Raw genomic sequence first — 17,389 nt, forward strand, 5'->3', positions numbered from 1 at the left:
CGCAAGGGGTGAACGGTGAGGTCCATCTGGAACGGCGCCATCTCCTTCGGGCTCGTCAGCATCCCCGTCAAGCTGATGAACGCCACGGAGAACCACTCGATCTCCTTCCGGCAGATCCACCTCGCCGACGGCGGCCGGATCCGGTACCGCAAGGTGTGCGAGCTCGACGAGCAGGAGGTCAGCAGCGCCGAGACCGGAAAGGCGTACGAGGACGCCGACGGCACGGTCATCCCCATCACCGACGAGGACCTCGCCTCACTGCCGCTGCCCACAGCGAAGACGATCGAGATCGAGGGCTTCGTGCCCGCCTCCGCCGTCGACACGCTCCAGTTGGACTCGGCGTACTACCTCGCGGTCAACGGGGTGCCCGCCGCCAAGCCGTACGCGCTGCTGCGGGAGGCGCTGCGCCGCAGCGAGAAGGTGGCCGTCGCCAAGTACGCCCTGCGCGGCCGGGAACGGCTCGGCATGCTCCGGGTGATCGACGACGTGATCGCTCTGCACGGCCTCCTGTGGCCGGACGAGATCCGCGCCCCAGAAGGCGTCGCACCCGACTCGAACGTCAAGGTGCGGGACGCCGAACTGGACTTGGCGGACGCCCTGATGAACACCCTGGGCGAGGCCGACCTCGACACCCTGCACGACGACTACCGGGAGGCGGTCGAGGAGCTCGTCGCGGCGAAGGCCGCGGGGGAGCCCGTGGAACCGGAGGGCGAGGAGGAGCCGGGCGAGGGCAAGGTGATCGACCTCATGGCGGCCCTGGAGAACAGCGTGCGCGCGGCGAAGGAGTCCCACGGCGGCCAGGAGGACGACGGTGAGGTGGCCGAGGTCCACCCCATCTCCTCCGGCAAGGCATCGGCGAAGCGCGGCGGCGGCACGAGGAAGAAGGCGGCGGAGGCGTCGCGGGGGACGGACGGGAAAAGGGCGGCCCAGGGGAAGGAGACGGCGGCGGGCGAGAAGCCCGCCGCGAAGAAGCCCGCCGCGAAGAAGCCCGCTGCGAAGAAGACCGCTGCGAAGAAGACCGCGTCGAAGGAAACGGCGTCGAAGGAAACGGCACCGGAGAAGAAGGCGCCGGAGAAGTCGGCATCGAAGAAGGCGGCGTCCCGGAAGTCCCCCGCGAAGAAGGCGCCCGCCGGGAAGCGAGCCGCCGGGAAGAAGACGGCCTCGGGCGGGCGCGGCGACACGTCCGGCTCGTCCTCCCGGCAGACCCGCAAACGCACCTCCGCCTGACCCGGTCCCGTCCGACCCGGCCCCGCCTGGGGCCACCGAGCGTCCGACGAGTCCGGCCGGCCGTCCCGGAACGGTGCGTGGTGCCATGCCGAAACGGGGTCCGGAGCAGTAGAGTTCTCGGTGCCGCGACTGGCGCGCGCCCGGCAGGGCGCTCCGTGGAACCGACCACGAGGGAGCGGCACTCCCCGGGCACCGCCCCGGGGCGTCGTCGCCGGAAGGCCGTCCGCCTGGGCAGTCCGGGTCCACGTCGCCTCCGCGCGACCGACCCGGGAGGACCCCCGTGGCCGTACGAACGACCGAAGACCGCCGTCCCGCCCTGTCCGCAGCTGATCCGGAACTCGCGGCGCTGGTGGACGCGGAGGAGCGGCTCCAGGCCGACACCCTGCGTCTGATCCCCAGCGAGAACTACGTGTCCGCCGCCGTCCTGGAGGCGTCCGGCACCGTACTCCAGAACAAGTACTCCGAGGGCTACCCCGGGCGCCGCTACTACGAGGGCCAGCAGGTCATCGACCAGGTGGAGACGCTCGCCGCCGAGCGGGCCCGCGCGCTGTTCCGGATGGACCACGCCAATGTGCAGCCGTACTCCGGCTCCCCGGCCAACCTGGCCGTCTACCTGGCGTTCCTGGAGCCGGGGGACACCGTCCTGGGGATGTCGCTGCCGATGGGGGGTCACCTCACGCACGGCTGGGGGGTCTCGGCGACCGGCACCTGGTTCCGGGGCGTTCGGTACGGGGTGCGACGCGACACCGGCCGCGTCGACCTGGACGAGGTGCGCGACCTGGCACGCGCCGAACGGCCCAAGGTGATCTTCTGCGGCGGCACCGCGGTGCCCCGGGTCGTCGACTTCGCCGGGTTCGCGGAGATCGCCCGCGAGGTCGGGGCGGTCCTGGTCGCCGACGTGGCCCACATCGCCGGACTGATCGCCGGTGGCGCCCATCCGTCGCCGGCCCCGTACGCGGACGTGGTGTCCACCACCACCCACAAGACCCTGCGCGGGCCGCGCGGCGCGATGCTGCTGTCCAGGGCGGAGCACGCCAAGGCCATCGACCGCGCGGTCTTCCCCGGCCTCCAGGGCGGCCCCCACAACCAGACCACGGCCGCCATCGCGGTCGCCCTGAAGGAGGCCGCCGCACCGGAGTTCGGCGCGTACGCCCACCAGGTCGTCGCCAACGCCCGCGCCCTGGGGGAGGAGCTGGCCGCGCGCGGCTTCGACCTGGTCTCCGGAGGCACGGACAACCACCTGCTGCTGATCGACCTCACCGGGAAGGACGTACCGGGGAAGGTGGCGGCCAAGGCCCTGGACCGGGCGGGGATCGTCGTCAACCACAACAGCGTCCCGTACGACCCCCGCAAGCCGTTCGACCCGTCCGGCATCCGTATCGGGACCCCCGCCCTGACGTCCCGGGGCGTACCCGCCTCGCAGATGGGCGCCGTCGCACAGTGGATCGATCGTGTGGTGGATGCCGCTCGTACAGGTGACGAAACCAGGATTTCCGAGGTCAGGGCGGAGGTGAAGGCGATGATGGACGCCTGTCCGGCACCGGGCCTCCCCCTGGTCTGACCGGGCCGCCGGGGCAGTGCGGTGTGCGCGGGGTCAAGGCCGCTCCGGAACGCCGGGTCATCGACTCCGCGCGCCCGCTCTGCGCCCTGTCCGGCGGTCGAACTGCCGTACAGGGTGGAGAGCAACCGGGGGAGCGGGGGAGTCGGAGAGGCGGAACGGCGAACACGAGGGGGCACGATGCACGATCTGAAGGTCACGTCATGGCAGCTTTTCGGGCATGACCGGCTCTATGTGAACCTGCCCGACGGCACCGCGATCGGCTGGGCGGACCTGGGCAGCGGCACGATCACCGTCCTGCACCCGCGCTACCGCGACGCCGTCACGGACGCGCTCGCCCGCCAGGTCCCGGACATGCCGGCCCTCGGCGAGGCGGAGCCCCCGAGGCCGGCGTTCGCGCCCCCGCCGGTCCCCCGGATCCCACCGCTGCGGCGGACACGGATGCGCAAGGGGGAGGGTGCGGTGGCGCGCGTACCGGAGGCGGAGGCCGCCGCGCCTCCGGCACCGGGCCCGCGCGTCCCGGAACAGGCGCGGCCGCCCCGCCAGGAGCAGACATCGGAGCCCCGGCCGGAGCGGGAGCAGGGGGCCCGGCGGCAGACGTCCCCGGTGAAGCAGGCGCAGCCGCGCCCCGAGGAGCAGGCCACCGGGCGTACCGGGCCGCCGGAGCTGCCCGCGCTCGGCCCAGCCGACGATCTCGCCGCGCGCCGCCCCGGTGCCATGCTCCGCGAGCAGCTGGGCGAGTCCGGGGCCGGCACCCTCGTGCGTGTCGCCACCGGGGCGCTGCGGAGGCAGAAGGAGGCGGACCCCCGCCGTACCGCACTGGCCGGTGAGCGCCGGGTGGGGGCCGAGCTGCGGCGGCTGATGCGGCACGGCTGGCGGGTCCTGCACTCCGTACCACTGCCGGACGGCACCGAGATCGGGCACCTGCTGATCGGCCCGGGCGGGGTCTTCGCCGTACACGCGGAGCACCATCCCCAGGCGTCGGTACGGATCGGCGACGGCACCCTGCGGATCGGCGACGGTGATCCCGAGCCGTACGCCCTGGACGACCGCTTCGGGGCCGGGCGGGCCCAGCGGGTGCTGGAGGCGTACTGCACCTTCCCCGTGCCGGTCGGGACCGTCCTGGTCTTCACCGGTGTCTCGTCGCTGGACGTGGTCACCACCCCGCCGGACGTACGCATCCTGAGGGAGCGTCAGGTGTCGGCGCTGGCCCCGCTGAACGGTGTGCTCACCCCCACCCAGGTGGAGCGGGTCTACGACGTGGCGCGGCACCGGGAGGCCTGGGCGGGTGCCTGATCCGGGCGGCGGCACCGGGTAGATTCCGGGTGCCGCCGCCGAGGGAGAAGACACGATGAAGCTGCGCTGTGCCGTGCTCGACGACTACCAGTCCGTCGCGTCCACCGCCGCCGACTGGTCACCGGTCACCGACGAGGTCGAGGTCGTCTGCTTCGCCCAGCACTTCGCCACCGAGGACGAACTCGCTGCCGCCTTGGCGGAGTTCGACATCGTGGTCACCCTGCGGGAACGTGTGCCGTTCCCCGCCCGGCTGATCGAGCGGCTCCCCCGGTTGCGGCTGCTCGTCGCCTCCGGCATGCGCAACTCCGTCATCGACCACGCGGCCGCCGCGCTCCACGGGGTGACCGTCTGCGGCACCGCCAGTACGGTCACGCCGCCCGTCGAGCTCACCTGGGCGCTGCTGCTGGGCCTGGCGCGCGGCATCGTCGCCGAGTCCGGTGCCCTGCGTGAGGGAGGGCCCTGGCAGTCCACCGTGGGGGCCGATCTGCACGGCCGCCGGCTCGGACTCCTCGGCCTGGGCAAGATCGGCGGCCGGGTCGCCGCCGTGGGCCTGGCCTTCGGTATGGACGTGGTGGCGTGGAGCCGGAACCTCACCCAGGAGCGGGCCGACGAGGTGGGGGTGGGCCTCGCCGCGTCCAAGGAGGAACTGCTGGAGAGCAGCGACTTCGTCTCCGTGCACCTGGTGCTGGGTGAGCGCACCCGGGGTCTGGTCGGGGCGGCGGAGCTGGCGCTGATGCGCCCCACGGCCTACCTCGTCAACACCTCGCGGGCGGCGATCGTGGACCAGGACGCGCTGCTCGACGCACTCGCCAGGGGGGCCATCGCCGGAGCGGGCGTCGACGTGTTCGACGTGGAACCCCTGCCGGCCGGCCACCCGATGCGCACGGCGCCGCGCCTGCTGGCCACCCCGCACCTGGGCTATGTGACGCGGGCCAACTACGCGACGTACTACACGCACGCCGTGCAGGACATCCGGGCGTACCTCGACGGGGCGCCCGTACGGCTCCTCGGCTGACGGGGGGGCGGGCGACCGGCACGGGCGGGCCCGGCCCCTTGTGGCGTGCCGCTCGACGCCAGGTTCGCCGCGTGCCGCTCGATGCCGGGTGCCGCTCGGCGTACCGGTCGATGCCGAATATAGCGCTGGCCCGATGTCTAGCAATGCTAGAATCCGGGCATGTCCATCACCGGGAACCGCCGCGAGCGGGAGCGCGCCCAGCGCCACCGCCTGATCCTTTCCGTGGCACGGGAGCTGGCCGAGGCCGAGGGCTGGGAGGCGGTCACCACCCGCCGCCTCGCCGAGCGCGTGGAGTACAGCCAGCCGGTGCTCTACAGCCACTTCAAGGGCAAGGACGCCATCGTCGCGGCCGTCGCCGAGCAGGGCTTCACCGAACTGGCCGAGCTGCTGGGCCGCGAGCGGGCCGCCGCCCGAGGGGACGAGCCGCGGCTGGGCCTGCGCGCCGTGTGCCGGGCGTATCTGCGCTTCGCCGTCGAACACCCGGCGCTCTACCAGGCGATGTTCGTGATGCCCACGCAGCTCGCGTTCGCCGCTGAGGAGACTCCGCCGGCGCTGCGTGCCGCCTTCGACGTGTTCGTGGAGGCGCTGCCCGAGGGGATCGAGGGGCGCGAGGCCCGTGCCGAACTGCTGTGGGCCGCTCTGCACGGGATCTCCGCTCTCTCGGCGACCGGCAGGGTCCCGGCGCTCGGCGAGAGCGCGCGGCTGGACCTGCTCATCGACGGGATCGCCCCGGGCGGCCAGGCGTCTCGTTCGGGTGGGGACGGGCTTTAGGGCTCGGAGTCCGATCCTGTCCAGTTCGGCGAGCGCCTCGTCGGGGAGCGGGAGCCCAGCGCCGGCGATGTTCTCGCGCAGGTGCGCCACCGACGAGGTGCCGGGGATGAGCGGGATGTTCGGCGACCGCCGCAGCAGCCGAGGGAGATGCTGCGCGACGGCCGGGCCGACGTGGCACTCATGCACGCGCCGTTCAACTCCCTCACCGGGTTCGACAGCGAGGAACTGATGACCGAGGGGCAGATCGCCGTCCTGCCCGCCGGGCACCCCCTCGCCGCACACGGCTCCCTGTCGCCGGCCGACGTCGTCAGCGTGCCAACGGTGCCGAGGCCACCGACCAGCGGGTCGGCGAAGCGGTGTTCGGCTACCTGCTCGGCTGACACCGGACGCAGTACGATCCCCGATCGCCCCACGCGTGACGCGGGGGTTGCGTGACCTGACGCGGCCGGAACGAGGCCCGGACCGCGTGACGAGCGCAAGCTGAAACTGACGTTCAGCCTGACGACACGGTCGAAGGTGAAGGTTCGAGTCCTTCCCCGACACCACCTGCCGGGGTGGCCCGACAGGGCAGAGGCCCACCGTGAGCACACTCAGACTCCCGCTCCAGCTTCGGCAACCCCAGGGGCCCGGGAGCTGGATACGACTCCCGGGCTCCGCCACGTCCGGGCCCGGCGGCCCAGCTCTTCGGCGCGGGCCGGGTCCCGGCGCCCCGGTCAGGTCGCCGGAGCGGGGCGTCACCCGCCTGCGGCGGCGGTCGCGCGCCGACCGGACGGGGCAGGGCGGTCAGGCCGTTCACCGTGGGACGCGGTCCCGGGAGGAGAAGAAGGAGCGGCAGACCTCCCCAGGCACGCCGCTCCTTCCGCCCGGGCACACGTGCCCGTTCCGGTGCCGCTCAGACCGTGATCTGCGTCTCCTCGGAGCTCGGCCGCTCAGGGGCTTGCCAGGTGCGATACCACGCGTGGTCGCCCTGAACGGGTGGGCCGCGCCGAGGAGGGCGACCTCACCGGGGGCCGACCGAGTTAATGTTGTCGTGCGCCAAACGGTTTGACGCACGGGCGATCCATGATCGTTTGCCATGGCGGCTGTCGCCGTACAGCTGTCGAAGGGCAGGGAAGCCGCGGTGCTGGACACCTTGTTCCCCGACGGTCCGAGAGCAGACGGTCTCCCGGCGGCTCTGTCGGACCCGCGACGGCTGGCCGCGGTGAAGGCGACCGGGCTGATGGACAGCGGTCCGGAGGAAGCCTTCGAGGATCTTGCCCGGCTGGCGGCCACGGTGACCGGCTGCCGTCGCGCCTTCATCACACTGGTCGACGACACGCGTTCGTTCTGGAAGTCCTGCGTCGGTGTGCCCGTCGACGGGGTGGCCGAACGGCAGAACCCCGTGAACGAGAGCTTCTGCTACTTTCTCGTCGGTCTCGGCGGCGAGCCGTTCGTGATCGACGACGCGGCCACCGACCCGAGGACCAGCGGGCATCCGTCGGTGGCGCCGATGAAGATCGGCGCCTGGGCCGGATTCCCGATCCTGGGACCGGCCGGTGAGGTGCTGGGCAGTATGTGCGTGATCGACGACGCCCCGCACGCCTGGCAGCCCGCCGAGCTGGGCACGCTCGCCACGATGGCCAGGGCGGTCAGCAACGAGATCAACCTCCGCACCTCACTGGCCACCGCGCGGGAAGCCCTCACCGCGGCCACCGGGCTGGCCCGCAGCCTCCAGGACAGCCTGCTCCCCCCGGTCCTGCGGACGGTCCCCGGACTGGAGGCGGCCGCCTCGTACCTGCCGGCGGCGGGCGGCACGACCGTGATCGGGGACTTCTACGACCTCTTCCACGCCAAGGGCCCGTGGTGGTGCACCGTGATGGGCGACGTGTGCGGCAAGGGCACCGAGGCCGCGAAGGTCACGGCCCTGGCCCGCTACACCCTGCGCGCCGAGGCCACCCAGCACCTCTCACCGGCGACCGTCTTCGAGCACCTGAACTCCGCGCTCATCGACCAGCGCAAGGGCGAGCGGTTCCTGACCGCCGTCTACGCCACCTTCCGGGTCACCCCCGGCGGTATAGCCGGGCGCCTCTGCACCGCGGGCCACCCCCCGGCCCTGATCCGCCGTGCCGACGGCCGGATCCAGCAGGTCGGACGGCAGGGCAGCTTCCTCGGCGTCCTCCCGGAGGCCCGGCTGGCCGACGTCCGTTTCCGCCTCGCCCCAGGCGACGCGCTCCTGCTCTACACGGACGGCGCCACCGAGGCCCGCGCCCGGCGCACCGCGGTGTCCGGCGCCCGCCCGCAGTTCGGCGAGGACGCCCTGGCCGCCGCGCTGTCCGGCTGCCGGGACATGGACGCGGCCGGCATCGTCGCCCACCTCGGAGAACTGCTGGCCGAGCACAGCGGCGACTGGGCCAGCGACGACACCGCGCTGCTGGCCCTGCGGGTCCCTCCCCGGAGCTGACCCCCTACGACGAGGCGCCCCCGCGCGCCCGCAGCGGCCCCAACAGCGCACCCGGGCGTGACCGGAGCCCCAAGGCGTCGGCCCGAGCCGCCCGTTGCCACGGGCGTCGATGTCAGACCCCCCTGCTTGAGTGTTCTCCGTCGGACCGTTCCGGCCGGGGTGACGGCTGGGGACGGTCCGCGCAGCGACCCGACGAACGACTCGATGGAGCGTCCCATGCCCGGCCTGACCCTTCCCCGCCCGACCGGCTCCTCCGCAGGTGCCCCCGGCAGCCCCGTGACCGTCTACGACACCGAGGTCCGAGCCGAGGGCGAGTGGGAGAGGGCCCCGCGGCTGACGGTGCGTCTGGACCGGGGAGAGGCGACCGAGTTGGTGGAGCTGGCCTGGAGGTCCGAGGACGGCGCGGAGGCCACCGTCGTCTTCGACGGGGGGACTGGCCGATTCCGCGGGCACCGGCGGGCCGCCGACGGAACACCGCAGGAGTACCGCGGGACGGAGAGCCGGCACCGGGCGGACGCCGCGGACGTGTCCGACTGCCGGACGCGTGTCTTCGCGACCGAGGTGTCGGGGCCCGGCGCTCCGGTGGCTGACGGCATGCTGCGCCTGGTCCTGGACGACGGCGGGGCCCCCGTCGAGCGGATCACCTGGCGAGACCGGCGGGACACCTTCATATCCGTGGCGCTGCGAGCCGTGCCGTGGGTCGAGAGCACCGTGCCGGTGAAGGTGGGCGAGGTCGTGGCGAGCGACGAGCACCCGGAGGCCGACGAGGTCGCCGACAACCTCCTCGGCGACGGCCCGGACAAGTGGCTGGGCTGGGACGACAGGGTGACCCTGGACTTCTCGCCCCTCGAACCGACCGCCGTCACCGCCTACACGCTCACCTCCGCCAACGACTACCGCGATCGCGACCCCCGGGACTGGCGCCTGCTGGGCTCGATGGACGGCAACACGTGGTACACACTCGACGACCGGGTGAACGAGGCCTTCCCCGAGCGCTTCCAGGAACGCGCGTTCACGGTGGCCAACTCGACGGCGTACCGCGTGTACCGGCTCGACATCGGCCGCAACTGGGGCGGGCTGCCCGAGACGCAGCTGAACCGGGTGCGGCTGCTCACCACGGACCGGCCCGGGCTCATCGGCGTCACCGTGCCCGTGGCCGAGGTCACGGCCAACGACGAGTACCGCGCTGCCGGAGAGGTGGCGGCCAACGTGCTGCACTCCGGCGAAGGCAAGTGGCTCGCCCGCTCCAGGCAGGCCTGGCTGGAGTTCACCCTCCCCGAGCGGACCGCCGTCACGGCCTACACGCTCACCTCGGCCGACGACCACTGCGCCCGGGACCCGAAGGACTGGGTGCTGGAGGGATCCGTCGACGGAGCGGACTGGGTGCCCCTGGACCGGCGCAGCGGCGAGACGTTCGCCGGACGCTTCCTGGTACGCGAGTTCGGCATCGCCGCCCCGGCCGCGTACGGCCACTACCGGCTGCGCGTCACCGCCAACGAAGGCGACGTCGGCGAGGTCCAGCTGAACCGGGTGCAGCTGCTGGCGAAGAGCGACGACGGTCTGCCCGCCCTCGGCGGGTTCTCCGGAATCCTGCGGCACGGAGGCGGCCCGACCACCGGCTACCGGGGCAGGGGCGTCGCCGAGGAGGCGGACCGGGAGGACGACGACGCCGTCGGCGTACTCGTGTCGAAGCTGGAGGAGCTCACCCGGGCGATCGAGGAACTGTCCGGCCGGCTCCGGGACCGCTGAGTTCCCTCCGGGCACGAAAAAGACCTTCTGCCCAGTGTCTCCACTGACCAGAAGGTCTTTTCGGCACTTCCTGCGAAGTGCCCCCGGCAGGATTCGAACCTGCGCACCCGGCTCCGGAGGCCGATGCTCTATCCCCTGAGCTACGGGGGCGATGTCGCTGCGCTCGGCTGCGACGGGTGAAACACTACCAGCTCCACAGCGGTGCCTGGGAACAGGTATTTCCGTCCGCCGGCCGATGTGTGCGCCGGGACGGTGCTCGCGGGGGAGCCGGGCACCCGGCCGGGCCCCTGCGGGCGGAAGTGGGCAAAACCCGGACGCAGCCCCACCGGCCGACCTACTCTCGAAGGGTGTCAGGGGCGTACGGCCGTGTGCTTGTTGTGGACGACAGCAAGGTCATCCGGCAGTTGATCAGGGTCAACCTCGAGCTGGAGGGCTTCGAGGTCGTGACCGCGTCCGACGGTGCCGAGTGTCTTGATCTCGTGCACCGAATCCGTCCGGATGTGATCACCCTGGATGTCGTGATGCCCCGCCTCGACGGCATACAGACCGCCACCCGGCTGCGCGCCGATCCGAGGACCCGCCGTCTTCCCGTCGCCGTCGTCAGCGCCTGCACCCCCTTCGAGGTGGACGCCGGAGTCGCCGCCGGGGTCGACGCGTTCCTGGAGAAGCCGTTCGAGCCGAGCGAGCTCGTACGCGTCGTCCACCGGCTGCTGCGCAAGGAGCGAGCGCCGTCGCTCGACGGCGGACGCGGTGCCGGCCGGGCCGGGAGCACCGCCGGGTGACCGGTGTGTCCCCCCGTGCGGCTGACCGGATGGCGAAACGGGGTCGCGGACAGCCCCCCTTCCTCCCCTACGCTTGTCCCGTGACCCCCGCCGATCTCTCCAGGACCGTGCTGCACGCCGTGCGCCGCGCGGTCGACGAGGACGCCCTACGCGCGCCCGTGCCCGCGCGCGTGCGGGTGGAGCGGACCCGGCCCGGGGGCAGCGGGGACTACGCCTGCGCCGTCGCCCTGCAACTCGCCGGCCCCGCCGCGCTGCCCGCCCGCGAGGTCGCGCGGATCCTCCGGGACCGGGTCGCGGCCGCGCCCGGGGTGGGGCACGTCGAGATCACCGGGCCCGGCTTCCTGAACTTCACGCTCGACGCCCCCGCCGACGCCGACGCCCGTGCCTCGGTCGTCCGCGCGGTGCTGGACCGGGGGCCGCAGTACGGGCACGTCACCGTGGACAACGGCACCCTTCACCGGCTCCACCACCCGCCCGAGGTGCGCGCCGCCGTCCTCGCCCGGACCGTGGGGCACCTCCTGCGCGCCCAGGGCGGGCAGGTCCTCATCCGCTGCACAGGGGCGGCCGACCCCGACTGGGAGCGGCTGCGCGCGGCGGTCGCCCCCCGGTCCGGACCGCGGGAGCACCACGGGACCGGGAGCCGGGAGATCCGTCCCGTGCCGGCCCGCACCGGTGCCGCGGCGCTGCTGGAACGCCTCGGCCCCGACGCCGCGCTGTGGGGCCTCGTGCGGCCCGCCGCCCACGACCGCGCCCCGCTCGGCGACGACCTCCTCGTCCAGACGGAGGCCAACCCCCTCTTCCTGGTCCGCTACGCCCACGCCCGCGCCCGCGCGCTCACCCGGGGCGCGGAACAGCTCGGCTTCACCGGCGCGTACGAACAGGACGTGGACGCCCCGGCACTGCACGCCGCGCTCGCCGATCACCCCGGTGTCCTGGCCTCCGCCGCCCGCCACCACGCCCCCGACCGGCTGGCCCGGCACCTGGAGTCGGTGGCGCGCGCCTTCTTCGACCTCCACGACACCGCCGGCCCGCTGCCCGTCGGGGACGAGAAACCCTCGGCCGCCCACCGCTCCCGGCTGGCCCTTGCCGAAGCCGCCGGGACGGTGCTGGCCGGCGGCCTGTCCCTGCTCGGCATCAGCGCGCCCCGCCACCTCTGAAAGTCCGAGAGAGCAGAACAGAACGATGAGCCGATCCGCACACCCCGCCGGGCCCCGCCACGCCGACGTCCTTCCCGAAGGACACTGGACCGCCCCGGCCACCGACCTCAACGCCCTGGACGAGAAGGTCTGGTCCCGTACGGTCACCCGCGACGCAAACGGTGCGCTCACCGTCGGCGGGATCGAAGTCGCCCGGCTGGCGGAGGAGTTCGGCACCCCCGCGTACATCCTCGACGAGAGCGACTTCCGGGCCCGCTGCCGCGCCTGGGCGGACGCCTTCGGGGCGGACGCCGACGTCTTCTACGCCGGGAAGGCCTTCCTCTCGCGCGCCGTCGTGCGCTGGCTCACGGAGGAGGGGCTGAACCTCGACGTCTGCTCCGGCGGCGAGCTGGCCACCGCGCTGGACGCCGGGATGCCCGTCGAGCGCATCGCCTTCCACGGAAACAACAAGACCGCCGCCGAGATCGAGCGGGCCGTCTCCGCCGGGGTCGGGCGGATCGTCCTCGACTCCTTCCAGGAGATCGTCCGGGTCGCCCACATCGCCCAGAGCCTCGGCAAGCGCCAGCGCGTGCAGATCCGGGTCACGGTCGGCGTCGAGGCGCACACCCACGAGTTCATCGCCACCGCGCACGAGGACCAGAAGTTCGGCATCGCGCTGGCCGGCGGGCAGGCCGCCGAGGCGGTCCGCAGGGCGCTCACCCTGGACGGCCTCGAACTCATCGGCATCCACTCGCACATCGGCTCGCAGATCTTCGACATGGCAGGCTTCGAGGTCTCCGCGCGGCGCGTCGTGCAGTTGCTCGCCGAGATCCGTGACGAGCACGGTGTGGAGCTCCCCGAGATCGACCTCGGCGGCGGCCTCGGTATCGCGTACACCTCCGAGGACGACCCCCGCGAGCCGCACGAGATCGCCAAGGCGCTCGGCGACATCGTCACCCGCGAGTGCGAGTCCGCCGGCCTCGCCACCCCGCGCATCTCCGTCGAGCCGGGCCGAGCCGTCGTCGGCCCCACCGCCTTCACGCTGTACGAGGTCGGCACGATCAAGCCCCTGGAGGGGCTGCGGACCTACGTCAGCGTGGACGGCGGCATGTCGGACAACATCCGCACCGCGCTCTACGACGCCGAGTACAGCGTCTCGCTCGTCTCCCGCACCTCGGACGCCGAGCCCATGCTCGTCCGCGTCGTCGGCAAGCACTGCGAGAGCGGGGACATCGTGGTCAAGGACGCGTTCCTGCCGGCCGACCTGGCCCCCGGCGACCTGATCGCCGTGCCCGCCACCGGCGCGTACTGCCGCTCCATGGCGAGCAACTACAACCACGCCCTGCGCCCGCCCGTCGTCGCCGTGCGTGACGGACAGGCCCGGGTGATCGTCCGGCGTGAGACGGAGGAAGATCTCCTGCGCCTCGATGTCGGTTGATGAAATAGGGGTCTCAGGATCCGGACGGGTGGCAGAAACTCCCGTCCGGTGAGTGAGACTGGTCCACACATCAGAAGTATGAGAAACGAGGTCGGATGATGCGTACGCGTCCGCTGAAGGTGGCGCTGCTGGGCTGTGGAGTGGTCGGCTCAGAGGTGGCGCGCATCATGACGACGCACGCCGACGACCTCGCCGCGCGCATCGGCGCGCCGGTCGAGCTCGCGGGCGTGGCCGTCCGCCGGCCCTCCAAGGTGCGGGAGGGCATCGACCCCGCGCTGATCACCACCGACGCGACCGCCCTGGTCAAACGGGGCGACATCGACGTCGTCATCGAGGTCATCGGGGGCATCGAGCCGGCCCGGGGCCTCATCACCACCGCCTTCGAGCACGGCGCCAGCGTCGTCTCCGCCAACAAGGCGCTGCTCGCCGAGGACGGCCCCGCGCTGCACGCCGCCGCGGAGAAGCACGGCCGGGACCTCTACTACGAGGCGGCCGTGGCCGGCGCCATCCCCCTCGTACGCCCGCTGCGCGAGTCACTCGCCGGGGACAAGGTCAACCGGGTGCTCGGCATCGTCAACGGCACCACCAACTTCATCCTCGACAAGATGGACACCAGTGGCGCCGGGTACTCCGAGGCGCTCGACGAGGCCACCGCCCTCGGGTACGCGGAGGCCGACCCGACCGCCGACGTCGAAGGCTTCGACGCCGCGGCGAAGGCCGCCATCCTCGCCGGGATCGCCTTCCACACCCGGGTGGGGATCGGCGAGGTGCACCGCGAGGGCATCACCGAGGTCACCGCGGCCGACATCGCCTCCGCCCGGCGCATGGGCTGCACCGTGAAGCTCCTCGCGATCTGCGAGCGCGCCGCCGACGGCAGGTCCGTCACCGCCCGGGTGCACCCGGCGATGATCCCGCTCAGCCATCCGCTGGCCTCCGTCCGCGAGGCGTACAACGCGGTCTTCGTCGAGGCCGAGGCGGCCGGGCAGCTGATGTTCTACGGTCCCGGAGCCGGCGGTTCCCCGACGGCGTCCGCCGTCCTCGGCGACCTGGTCGCCGTCTGCCGCAACAAGCTCGGCGAGACCACCGGTCCGGGTGAGTCCGCCTACACGCGTCTGCCGGTCAGCCCCATGGGCGACGTCGTCACGCGCTACCACATCAGTCTCGACGTGGCCGACAAGCCGGGTGTTCTCGCCCAGGTCGCGACGGTCTTCGCCGAACAGGGCGTATCCATCGATACGGTCCGCCAGCAGAGCCGGCCGGACAGTCAGGAAACCGGCGGCGAGGCGTCCCTCGTCGTCGTCACCCACCGCGCGCTCGACGCCGCCCTCTCCGGGACCGTCGAAGCGCTGCGCAAGCTGGACACCGTGCGCGGAGTCGCCAGCATCATGCGTGTTGAAGGGGAGTAAGGACCCATGACCAGCAAGGGCACCCACCAGTGGCGCGGCATCATCGAGGAGTACCGGGACCGCCTCCCGGTCACGAGCACGACGCCGGTCGTCACACTCCGTGAGGGTGGTACACCGCTCGTTCCGGCGCAGGTCCTCTCCGAGCGCACGGGCTGCGAGGTGCACCTCAAGGTCGAGGGCGCCAACCCCACCGGGTCGTTCAAGGACCGCGGCATGACCATGGCCATCACCCGGGCCAAGGAGGAGGGCGCGCAGGCCGTCATCTGCGCCTCCACCGGCAACACCTCCGCCTCCGCCGCGGCGTACGCCGTGCGGGCCGGGATGGTCTGCGCCGTCCTCGTGCCGCAGGGCAAGATCGCCCTCGGCAAGATGGGCCAGGCCCTCGTCCACGGCGCGAAGATCCTCCAGGTCGACGGAAACTTCGACGACTGCCTGACGCTGGCCCGCAGCCTCTCGGACAACTACCCGGTGGCGCTGGTCAATTCGGTCAACCCGGTGCGTATCGAGGGCCAGAAGACCGCCGCGTTCGAGATCGTCGACGCGCTCGGCGACGCCCCCGACATCCACGTCCTGCCGGTCGGCAACGCGGGCAACATCACGGCCTACTGGAAGGGCTACAAGGAGTACGCGGCCGACGCCGTCTCCTCGCGCACCCCGCGCATGTGGGGCTTCCAGGCGTCCGGCTCCGCGCCCATCGTGCGCGGCGAGGTCGTCAAGGACCCGGCGACCATCGCCACCGCGATCCGCATCGGCAACCCCGCCTCCTGGCAGTTCGCGCTGAACGCCCGGGACGAGTCCGGCGGATTCATCGACGAGGTGACGGACCGGCAGATCCTCTCCGCTTACCGCCTGTTGGCGTCTCAGGAGGGTGTCTTCGTCGAGCCCGCGTCGGCGGCGTCGGTGGCCGGCCTGCTCAAGGCGGCGGAGGCGGGCAAGGTCGACCCCGGGCAGAAGATCGTCTGCACCGTCACGGGCAACGGCCTCAAGGACCCCGACTGGGCCGTCGCGGGCGCCCCGCAGCCGGTCACCGTACCGGTCGACGCTGCCGCCGCCGCGGAGAAGCTGGGCCTCGCCTGACGGGCACTCAGCGCCCCTGGCCTCGCGCCCAGGGGCGCAGAGCGCATAGGAGGCGTGCGACACGCATCGTGCGCCTCCTGTGCGCCCTATGTCGCCACAGAACCTTCCTTCGATAAGCTGTACCCAACCCGCCCCGCCGCACCTGCCGCGGTGCAGTCGCCGTAGCGACCGCCGGGTATCCCACCCTCGTACAACAAGCCCCCACGCACGCCGCAGCACACCTCGCACCACCCATCCCCGCCGCCGTACAGGAAGAGTCGTCCAACCGATGGCCGGTCCCGCGTTCCGAGCCGCCGCCGTCCGGGTGCGCGTCCCCGCAACCAGCGCCAATCTGGGCCCGGGTTTCGACGCCCTCGGCCTCTCGCTGGGCCTCTACGACGACGTGGTCGTCCGGGTCGCCGACTCCGGACTGCACATCGACATCGCGGGTGAGGGCGCGACGACGCTTCCCCGCGACGAGAACCACCTGCTCGTACGCTCCCTGCGCACCGCCTTCGACCTGCTCGGCGGGCAGCCGCGCGGCCTGGAGATCGTCTGCGCCAACCGCATCCCGCACGGCCGCGGCCTCGGTTCCTCGTCCGCCGCCATCTGCGCCGGGATCGTCGCCGCCCGCGCCGTGACGACGGGCGGCGAGGCCCGCCTCGACGACGCCGCCCTGCTGGAGCTGGCCACCGAGATCGAGGGACACCCGGACAACGTCGCTGCCTGTCTGCTCGGCGGGTTCACCCTGGCCTGGATGGACGGTTCGGCCGCCAGGGCGATCCGGATGGACCCCGCCGACTCCGTCGTCCCGGTGGTCTTCGTCCCGGCCACACCGGTGCTCACCGAGACCGCCCGCGGCCTGCTGCCGCGCACGGTGCCCCACGTGGACGCCGCCGTGAACGCCGGCCGCGCGGCCCTGCTCGTCGAGGCCCTGACCAGGCGCCCCGAGCTGCTGCTCGCGGCCACCGAGGACCGGCTCCACCAGGAGTACCGGGGCCCGGCGATGCCGCAGAGCGTGGAGCTGGTGAACCGGCTGCGCGCGGACGGCGTCCCCGCTGTCATCTCCGGAGCCGGGCCCACGGTGCTCGCGCTGACGGAGGAAGGATCGGCCGACAAGGTGGCGCAGCTGGCGGGTGAGGGATGGGCCGCGAACCGGCTCACCCTCGATTCCGCAGGGGCGAGTGTGCTGCCGCTCGCCGCGTAATCGCACGTGATTGCCGGTGCACGAGAGGGGGAATGTTTGTTGGAGCCGGTAGTGTTAACCTCAAGTCAGCAATCGACGTCTTCGTGGCGCGTTGCTTCGTGTCCCCCTCCGGGACCACCACTCTTCCGGGAGCCTCCCCGACTGCCTGAGCAGCCCGCCTGAGCTTTCGAGCACGCTCCGGAACCGGCACGACACCCTCTTGCTCGTCCAGGAGTGGGCCGAGCAGGGGATCTCGCGCCGGAACCCCGCACTTTCATCTCTCCGCCGTACCCGGCGGACCACCGCCCCGGCAAGGTCCGCGATCGACA

The 17,389-nt window shown here is 72.6% G+C and carries 13 protein-coding genes, 1 tRNA gene and 2 pseudogenes; 14 read left to right on the forward strand and 2 right to left on the reverse strand.

Going from position 1 to position 17,389, the window contains the following annotated elements; genetic code table 11:
- The first annotated feature begins 15 nt into the window (after positions 1 to 15).
- The 5 genes from SACTE_RS22535 to SACTE_RS22555 all read left to right on the forward strand — a co-directional run bounded on the left by SACTE_RS22535 (position 16) and on the right by SACTE_RS22555 (position 5,867).
- Positions 16 to 1,227, forward strand: coding sequence for a Ku protein (locus tag SACTE_RS22535; RefSeq protein ID WP_014048324.1), 1,212 nt, complete (start codon positions 16 to 18; stop codon positions 1,225 to 1,227).
- A 280-nt stretch (positions 1,228 to 1,507) separates the two neighbouring features.
- A complete protein-coding gene (glyA, locus tag SACTE_RS22540) occupies positions 1,508 to 2,788 on the forward strand; it encodes a serine hydroxymethyltransferase (RefSeq protein ID WP_014048325.1) in 1,281 nt (426 codons plus the stop codon).
- Positions 2,789 to 2,965: 177 nt separating this feature from the next.
- Positions 2,966 to 4,081 (forward strand): nuclease-related domain-containing protein, encoded by a 1,116-nt coding sequence (locus SACTE_RS22545; RefSeq protein ID WP_014048326.1) that lies wholly within the window; start codon positions 2,966 to 2,968, stop codon positions 4,079 to 4,081.
- A gap of 55 nt (positions 4,082 to 4,136) precedes the next feature.
- Positions 4,137 to 5,096 carry a D-2-hydroxyacid dehydrogenase family protein gene (locus SACTE_RS22550; RefSeq protein WP_014048327.1) on the forward strand — a complete coding sequence of 320 codons (960 nt, stop codon included), beginning with the start codon at positions 4,137 to 4,139 and terminating at the stop codon, positions 5,094 to 5,096.
- A 159-nt stretch (positions 5,097 to 5,255) separates the two neighbouring features.
- Complete coding sequence (locus tag SACTE_RS22555; protein ID WP_014048328.1) at positions 5,256 to 5,867, forward strand: TetR/AcrR family transcriptional regulator; 612 nt, start codon at positions 5,256 to 5,258, stop codon at positions 5,865 to 5,867.
- 9 nt (positions 5,868 to 5,876) lie between these two features.
- On the opposite strand, the pseudogene SACTE_RS35155 reads toward SACTE_RS22555, so the two are convergent.
- Positions 5,877 to 6,005 (reverse strand): annotated as a pseudogene (locus SACTE_RS35155) (oxidoreductase); the annotation flags it as partial.
- Between the two features lie 9 nt (positions 6,006 to 6,014).
- Between SACTE_RS35155 and SACTE_RS35160 the strand changes: the two are divergent.
- From SACTE_RS35160 to SACTE_RS22570, 3 genes and pseudogenes are all read left to right on the forward strand, one after another.
- A pseudogene (locus tag SACTE_RS35160) lies at positions 6,015 to 6,194 on the forward strand (LysR family transcriptional regulator substrate-binding protein); the annotation flags it as partial.
- A gap of 748 nt (positions 6,195 to 6,942) precedes the next feature.
- A complete protein-coding gene (locus tag SACTE_RS22565; protein ID WP_014048329.1) occupies positions 6,943 to 8,307 on the forward strand; it encodes a GAF domain-containing SpoIIE family protein phosphatase in 1,365 nt (454 codons plus the stop codon).
- 216 nt (positions 8,308 to 8,523) lie between these two features.
- A complete protein-coding gene (locus SACTE_RS22570; protein ID WP_014048330.1) occupies positions 8,524 to 10,056 on the forward strand; it encodes a coagulation factor 5/8 type domain-containing protein in 1,533 nt (510 codons plus the stop codon).
- Positions 10,057 to 10,134: 78 nt separating this feature from the next.
- On the opposite strand, the gene SACTE_RS22575 is transcribed toward SACTE_RS22570, so the two are convergent.
- Positions 10,135 to 10,206, reverse strand: a tRNA-Arg gene (locus tag SACTE_RS22575).
- Between the two features lie 197 nt (positions 10,207 to 10,403).
- Here SACTE_RS22575 and SACTE_RS22580 point away from each other — a divergent pair.
- The 6 genes from SACTE_RS22580 (at position 10,404) to thrB (ending at position 17,081) form a co-directional block, all read left to right on the forward strand.
- On the forward strand, positions 10,404 to 10,838 hold the full coding sequence (locus tag SACTE_RS22580; RefSeq protein ID WP_106707958.1) for a response regulator: 435 nt from the start codon (positions 10,404 to 10,406) through the stop codon (positions 10,836 to 10,838).
- 80 nt (positions 10,839 to 10,918) lie between these two features.
- Positions 10,919 to 11,995, forward strand: a complete 1,077-nt coding sequence (nrtL, locus tag SACTE_RS22585; protein WP_019992352.1) for an ArgS-related anticodon-binding protein NrtL — start codon at positions 10,919 to 10,921, stop codon at positions 11,993 to 11,995.
- Between the two features lie 25 nt (positions 11,996 to 12,020).
- A complete protein-coding gene (gene lysA / locus SACTE_RS22590; protein ID WP_014048333.1) occupies positions 12,021 to 13,412 on the forward strand; it encodes a diaminopimelate decarboxylase in 1,392 nt (463 codons plus the stop codon).
- A gap of 95 nt (positions 13,413 to 13,507) precedes the next feature.
- Complete coding sequence (locus SACTE_RS22595; RefSeq protein ID WP_019992351.1) at positions 13,508 to 14,818, forward strand: homoserine dehydrogenase; 1,311 nt, start codon at positions 13,508 to 13,510, stop codon at positions 14,816 to 14,818.
- Positions 14,819 to 14,824: 6 nt separating this feature from the next.
- Positions 14,825 to 15,895, forward strand: a complete 1,071-nt coding sequence (gene thrC / locus SACTE_RS22600) for a threonine synthase (RefSeq protein WP_014048335.1) — start codon at positions 14,825 to 14,827, stop codon at positions 15,893 to 15,895.
- A 268-nt stretch (positions 15,896 to 16,163) separates the two neighbouring features.
- Positions 16,164 to 17,081 carry a homoserine kinase gene (gene thrB, locus SACTE_RS22605; protein ID WP_014048336.1) on the forward strand — a complete coding sequence of 306 codons (918 nt, stop codon included), beginning with the start codon at positions 16,164 to 16,166 and terminating at the stop codon, positions 17,079 to 17,081.
- The last annotated feature ends 308 nt before the right edge of the window (positions 17,082 to 17,389 follow it).

This window comes from Streptomyces sp. SirexAA-E (genome assembly GCF_000177195.2).
In the GTDB taxonomy this organism is placed as follows: domain Bacteria; phylum Actinomycetota; class Actinomycetes; order Streptomycetales; family Streptomycetaceae; genus Streptomyces; species Streptomyces flavovirens.

What these genes read in the sequence shown, in the direction of transcription:
- SACTE_RS22555 (WP_014048328.1), top strand. Translation starts at nt 5,256, where the DNA reads ATGTCCATCACCGGGAACCGCCGCGAGCGGGAGCGCGCCCAGCGCCAC.
- lysA (WP_014048333.1), top strand. Translation starts at nt 12,021, where the DNA reads ATGAGCCGATCCGCACACCCCGCCGGGCCCCGCCACGCCGACGTCCTT.
- SACTE_RS22570 (WP_014048330.1), top strand. Translation starts at nt 8,524, where the DNA reads ATGCCCGGCCTGACCCTTCCCCGCCCGACCGGCTCCTCCGCAGGTGCC.
- thrC (WP_014048335.1), top strand. Translation starts at nt 14,825, where the DNA reads ATGACCAGCAAGGGCACCCACCAGTGGCGCGGCATCATCGAGGAGTAC.
- SACTE_RS22545 (WP_014048326.1), top strand. Translation starts at nt 2,966, where the DNA reads ATGCACGATCTGAAGGTCACGTCATGGCAGCTTTTCGGGCATGACCGG.
- SACTE_RS22565 (WP_014048329.1), top strand. Translation starts at nt 6,943, where the DNA reads ATGGCGGCTGTCGCCGTACAGCTGTCGAAGGGCAGGGAAGCCGCGGTG.
- SACTE_RS22595 (WP_019992351.1), top strand. Translation starts at nt 13,508, where the DNA reads ATGATGCGTACGCGTCCGCTGAAGGTGGCGCTGCTGGGCTGTGGAGTG.
- SACTE_RS22550 (WP_014048327.1), top strand. Translation starts at nt 4,137, where the DNA reads ATGAAGCTGCGCTGTGCCGTGCTCGACGACTACCAGTCCGTCGCGTCC.
- thrB (WP_014048336.1), top strand. Translation starts at nt 16,164, where the DNA reads ATGGCCGGTCCCGCGTTCCGAGCCGCCGCCGTCCGGGTGCGCGTCCCC.